General features: G+C 69.0%; 4 protein-coding genes and 1 pseudogene. All 5 read left to right on the forward strand.

Annotated elements, in window-relative coordinates; all coding sequences use genetic code 11:
• A pseudogene (locus IE312_RS42490) lies at nt 1-261 on the forward strand (sugar ABC transporter substrate-binding protein); the annotation flags it as partial.
• A gap of 34 nt (nt 262-295) precedes the next feature.
• Entirely contained in the window at nt 296-1846 is a 1551-nt protein-coding gene (gene mmsA / locus IE312_RS30185) for a multiple monosaccharide ABC transporter ATP-binding protein (RefSeq protein WP_189985445.1), read from the forward strand.
• Nucleotides 1843-3087 carry a multiple monosaccharide ABC transporter permease gene (gene mmsB, locus IE312_RS30190; RefSeq protein ID WP_189985446.1) on the forward strand — a complete coding sequence of 415 codons (1245 nt, stop codon included), beginning with the start codon at nt 1843-1845 and terminating at the stop codon, nt 3085-3087. Before mmsA ends, mmsB begins: the two co-directional genes overlap by 4 nt.
• A 26-nt stretch (nt 3088-3113) precedes the next feature.
• Complete coding sequence (locus IE312_RS30195) at nt 3114-4274, forward strand: aldose epimerase family protein (protein ID WP_189985447.1); 1161 nt, start codon at nt 3114-3116, stop codon at nt 4272-4274.
• A gap of 100 nt (nt 4275-4374) precedes the next feature.
• Nucleotides 4375-5704: pyridoxal phosphate-dependent aminotransferase (locus IE312_RS30200; protein ID WP_229900603.1), on the forward strand; the 1330-nt coding region annotated here is incomplete at its 3' end.

Genomic DNA, 5704 nt, shown 5'->3' on the forward strand with positions numbered 1-5704 from the left:
CTGGCCTCGGTGAAGTCGATCATCGCCGGTCAGCAGACGCAGACCGTCTACAAGGACCTCCGCAAGCTCGCCGAGGTCGCCGCCACGATGATGGACGACTCCCTCAAGGGCAAGAAGCCCGAGGTCAACGACACCAAGACGTACGACAACGGCACCAAGGTCGTGCCCGCCTACCTGCTCCAGCCGGTGAGCGTCGACAAGTCCAACTACAAGCAGGTGCTGGTCGACGGCGGTTACTACACCGAGGGCGACCTCAAGTAACCCGCCCGTCCCCTAAGGATTGGAAGGCACGACCATGGCGGGACCCGTCCTGGAAATGCGCTCGATCGTCAAGACCTTTCCCGGTGTCAAAGCGCTGTCGGACGTCACGCTCACCGTCCGGCAGGGCGAGGTCCACGCCATCTGCGGGGAGAACGGCGCCGGCAAGTCCACCCTGATGAAGGTGCTCTCCGGCGTCCACCCGTACGGCAGTTACGAGGGGGACGTCCTCTTCGAGTCAGAGACCTGCCGGTTCAAGGACATCCGGGCGAGCGAGCAGCACGGCATCGTCATCATCCACCAGGAACTGGCGCTGGTACCCCACCTGTCCATCGCCGAGAACCTCTTCCTCGGCAACGAGCACGCCGCGCGCGGACTCATCAACTGGCGCGAGACCCTGCGCCACGCCACCGAGCTGCTGCGCCGGGTCGGTCTGGCCGAGCACCCGGAGACCCGGGTCGCCGACATCGGCGTGGGCAAGCAGCAGCTGGTGGAGATCGCCAAGGCGCTGTCCAAGCAGGTGAAGCTGCTGATCCTGGACGAGCCGACGGCCGCCCTGAACGACGAGGACAGCGACAAGCTCCTCGATCTGATCCTGGAGCTGAAGAACCAGGGCATCACCTCGATCATCATCTCCCACAAGCTCAACGAGATCCGCAAGGTCGCCGACTCGGTGACGATCATCCGGGACGGCCGGTCCATCGAGACCCTCGACGTGAAGGCCCCGGAGACGACCGAGGAGCGGATCATCGCCGGCATGGTCGGCCGCGACCTGGACCACCGCTTCCCCGAGCGCAGCCCGCACCAGCCGGAGGAGGGCGCCGCACCCGCGCTGGAGATCCGCGGCTGGACCGTGTTCCACCCGATCGACCAGCAGCGCAAGGTCGTCGACGACGTGTCGCTGACCGTGCGCCGCGGCGAGATCGTGGGCATCGCGGGCCTGATGGGCGCGGGCCGCACCGAACTGGCGATGAGCGTGTTCGGGCGGACGTACGGCCGGTACGCGGGCGGCACGGTCCTGAAGGACGGCACGGAGATCCGGACGAAGACGGTCGCGGAGGCCATCGGGCACGGCATCGCGTACGTCACCGAGGACCGCAAGCACTACGGCCTGAACCTCATCGACAGCATCAACCGGAACATCTCGCTGACCGCGCTCGGCAAGGTCGCCAAGCGGGGCGTGGTGGACGAGCACGAGGAACGGCAGGTCGCCGAGGGCTTCAGGAAGTCCATGAACATCAAGGCGCCCACGGTGTTCGAGCCGGTGGGCAAGCTCTCCGGCGGCAACCAGCAGAAGGTCGTCCTCAGCAAGTGGATCTTCGCCGGTCCGGACGTGCTGATCCTCGACGAACCGACCCGCGGCATCGACGTGGGCGCCAAGTACGAGATCTACACGGTCATCGACCAGCTCGCCGCCCAGGGCAAGGCGGTCGTCTTCATCTCCTCCGAGCTGCCCGAGCTGCTCGGCATGTGCGACCGCATCTACACGATGGCCGCCGGGCGGCTGACCGGCGAGGTGCCGCGGGCCGAGGCCACGCAGGAAGTGCTGATGCGCCATATGACGAAGGACAAAGAGGTAACGCGATGAGCACGGATGTGACCGCCAAGAGCCCGGCCCCCGCGCCGCCGGGCGGGAGCGGACCGGCCGCCGGCACGGGGCTGCTCGGCCTGGTGCTGGCCGGACTGCGCCGCAACATGCGCCAGTACGGCATGCTGATCGCGCTCGGCCTGATCGTGGTCCTGTTCGCGATCTGGACCGACGGGGACCTGCTGCTGCCGCGCAACGTCTCCAACCTGGTGCTGCAGAACAGCTACATCCTGATCCTCGCGATCGGCATGATGCTGGTCATCATCGCCGGGCACATCGACCTGTCGGTCGGCTCGCTCACGGCGTTCGTCGGCGCCTTCGCGGCCGTGCTCACCGTGCAGCACGGGGTGGCCTGGCCCGTCGCGATGGTGCTGTGCCTGGTGGTCGGCGCGGTCGCCGGCTCGGTCCAGGGCTATCTGATCGCCTACCTCGGCATACCGTCGTTCATCGTCACCCTCGCCGGGATGCTCCTGTTCCGCGGCCTCACCGAGATCCTGCTCAAGGGGCAGACCCTCGGCCCGTTCCCGGACGGCCTGCAGAAGCTCGGCAACGGCTTCCTGCCCGAGGCCGGCCCGCACACCAACTACCACAACCTCACCCTGCTGCTCGGGCTCGTCCTCATCGCGGCCGTGGTGTGGCAGGAGTTCCGGGACCGCCGCCGCCAGCAGGAGTTCTCCCTGGACGTCCTGCCGGTCCGGCTGTTCCTGCTGAAGCTGACCGCCCTGGTCGCCGCGGTCCTCGTGCTCACCCTGCTGCTCGCCAGCTACAAGGGCGCCCCGATCGTGCTGATCATCCTCGGCGCGCTGGTCGTCGGCTACGGCTACATCATGCGCAATGCGGTCTTCGGGCGGCACATCTACGCGATCGGCGGCAACCTGCCGGCGGCCAAGCTCTCCGGCGTGAAGGACAAGAAGGTCACCTTCTACGTCTTCCTGAACATGGGCGTGCTCGCGGCCCTGGCCGGCATGGTGGTCGCCGCCCGGCTGAACGCGGCCTCGCCGAAGGCGGGCGTCAACTTCGAACTGGAGGCCATCGCCTCCTCGTTCATCGGCGGCGCCTCCATGAGCGGCGGTGTCGGCACCGTCCTCGGCGCCATCATCGGCGGTCTCGTCCTCGGCGTGCTGAACAACGGCATGAACCTCCTCAGCGTCGGCACCGACTGGCAGCAGGTCATCAAGGGCCTCGCCCTGCTGGTGGCGGTCGGGTTCGACGTGTGGAACAAGCGCAAGTCCGGTTCGTAAGCGCCCAGACAACACGGAGCCGCACCATGGAACTGAACAGACGCACGGTCATCGCGGGAGCAGCGGCGGCGGGCCTGGCCGCCACCACCCTCGGCACGGGCAGCGCCGAGGCGGCCACCGGCCGGGGAGGCCGGGGGCCGGTGAAGGAACTCTTCGGCACGCTCGCCGACGGCACCAAGGTGTACCGCTGGTCGCTGGCGAACGGCGGTACCCGGCTGAAGGTGCTCTCCTACGGCGGCATCGTCCAGACCCTGGAGGTCCCCGACCGGCACGGCCGCCACGCCAACGTCGTGGCCGGGTTCGACAACCTCGCCGACTACGTGGCGAAGAGCCCTTACTTCGGCGCCCTGATCGGCCGGTACGGCAACCGCATCGGCAAGGGCCAGTTCACGCTCGACGGGAAGCCGTACCAGCTCTCCGTGAACGACGGCGTCAACCACCTGCACGGGGGCGCCAAGGGCTTCGACAAGCACGTGTGGCACGTCGAGCCGTTCACCAAGGGCGCCGACGTCGGACTGCACCTGCACTACACCAGTGTCGACGGCGAGATGGGCTACCCGGGCACGCTGCGGACGAAGGTGACGTACACCCTCACCCGGCACGGCGACTGGCGCATCGACTACGCGGCCACCACCGACAAGGCCACCATCGTCAACCTCACCAGCCACGTGTACTGGAACCTGGCCGGCGAGGGCAGCGGCACCATCGAGGACCACGAGCTGTCCATCGCCGCGTCCCGGTACACCCCCACCGACTCGGGTCTGATCCCCACCGGTGAGCTGGCCGGGGTCGCGGGCACCCCGTTCGACTTCCGGCACGCCAAGCCGATCGGCCGGGACATCCGGGCGGGCCACGAGCAGCAGGTGCAGGCCAAGGGCTACGACCACAACTGGGTCCTGGACAAGGGGATCACGGCCGGGCCCGAGCACATCGCGACCCTGCGCGACCCGCGCTCCGGCCGCACCCTGAAGATCGCCAGCGACCAGCCGGGGCTGCAGTTCTACTCCGGCAACTTCCTCGACGGCACGCTCACCGGCACCGGCGGCCGCACCTACCGGCAGGGCGACGCCCTGTGCCTGGAGACGCAGCACTTCCCGGACTCGCCGAACCACGCGAACTTCCCGTCGACGGTGCTGCGACCGGGGCAGACGTACCGGACGACGACGGTGCACACGTTCGGGCAGTGAACCGGCTCACACCCCGGGTGAGTTGAACACCACTGCGGTCTCCTCCGTATCGAAGGGTGGCCCGTGCTCCCCCGCACGGGCCACCTGGACGGAGGTTCCCTTGGCCGGCAACGTCACCTCGTTGTTCCGCGGCACCGCTGCGCACAGCCCCTCCATGGCGGCGCTGACGCGGGAGGGCGGCGACGGGACCGGCCCGGTGGACTTCTGCATTCCGTGCAATCCGTACTTCCCGACGCCCGCCATGTTCGAGGAGATGGCGGGCCGGCTGCGCGAGATCGTCACGTACTACCCCAGCAGCGCCGACACCATCACCGGTGAGCTGTGCTCGCTGCTCCAGCTGCCGCCGCAGTGCGTGGCGATGGGCAACGGCTCCACGGAGCTGATCACCTGGATCGACCACCTCCTGGTCCGCGAGTCCCTGGCCGTCCCGGTGCCGACCTTCGGCCGCTGGACCGACCAGCCCATGGAGACGGGCAAGCGGGTCGACATGTTCCCGCTCCAGGAGGCCAACGGCTTCGCCCTGGACCTCGCCCAGTACGCCGAGTTCATCCGCGCCCGCGGCACCCGGGTCGCCGTGGTCTGCAACCCGAACAACCCCGACGGCGGCTATCTGCGCCGGCAGCAGCTGGTGCAGTTCATGGACGCCATGGCGGACCTGGACCTCGTCGTGGTCGACGAGTCGTTCCTGGAGTTCGCCGACGCGGAGGCCGAGCCCAGCGTCGTCCAGGAGGCCATGCTCCGCCCCAACGTGATCGTGCTGCGCAGCCTCGGCAAGAACTTCGGCCTGCACGGCGTCCGCTTCGGCTATCTCGTCGCCAACCCGGCGCTCGCCGGCAAGGTCCGCTCGATGCTGCCCAAGTGGAACCTGAACTCCTTCGCCGAGCACGTGGTGTTCATGCTGAAGGAACACGGGGCCGAGTACGCCCGGAGCCTGCAGCAGGTCCGCCGCGACCGGCTGGAGATGGCCAGCCACCTCTCCGCGCTCCCCGGCCTCACCGTCTACCCCTCGCAGGGCAACTTCCTGTTCGTGCGCCTGCCCGTGGGCGCCGAGGGCACGGTGGTACGGGACCGGATGCTCACCGAGCACCGGATCCTGGTCCGCGAGTGCGGCAACAAGATCGGATCCTCCAGCCGCTTCCTGCGGCTCGTGGTGCGCCCCCAGGTCGACGTGCGTCGCCTGGTGTCCGGCCTGGAACAGGTGCTCTACGGGTCCAGGAGGGGAGCCGCCGTACCCGAGCTGGGCACCGGGACCAGCTACAGCTCGGGTACGGCGGCGGTCGACCGGCTGGTCAGCGAGACCAACGGGGCCGGGGTGCGGCTCACCGCGTCCGGCCCCGCACCGGCCGCCGGCACCGGCATGCCGCTCCCCGCCGCCGTCACACCGGCCGGCGGCGGGATGCCGATGCCGGCGGCAGCCCAGCCGGCCCCCC

The sequence above is a fragment of the Streptomyces capoamus genome (assembly GCF_014654935.1).
In the GTDB taxonomy this organism is placed as follows: domain Bacteria; phylum Actinomycetota; class Actinomycetes; order Streptomycetales; family Streptomycetaceae; genus Streptomyces; species Streptomyces capoamus.

What these genes read in the sequence shown, in the direction of transcription:
- mmsA (WP_189985445.1), top strand. Translation starts at nt 296, where the DNA reads ATGGCGGGACCCGTCCTGGAAATGCGCTCGATCGTCAAGACCTTTCCC.
- mmsB (WP_189985446.1), top strand. Translation starts at nt 1,843, where the DNA reads ATGAGCACGGATGTGACCGCCAAGAGCCCGGCCCCCGCGCCGCCGGGC.
- IE312_RS30195 (WP_189985447.1), top strand. Translation starts at nt 3,114, where the DNA reads ATGGAACTGAACAGACGCACGGTCATCGCGGGAGCAGCGGCGGCGGGC.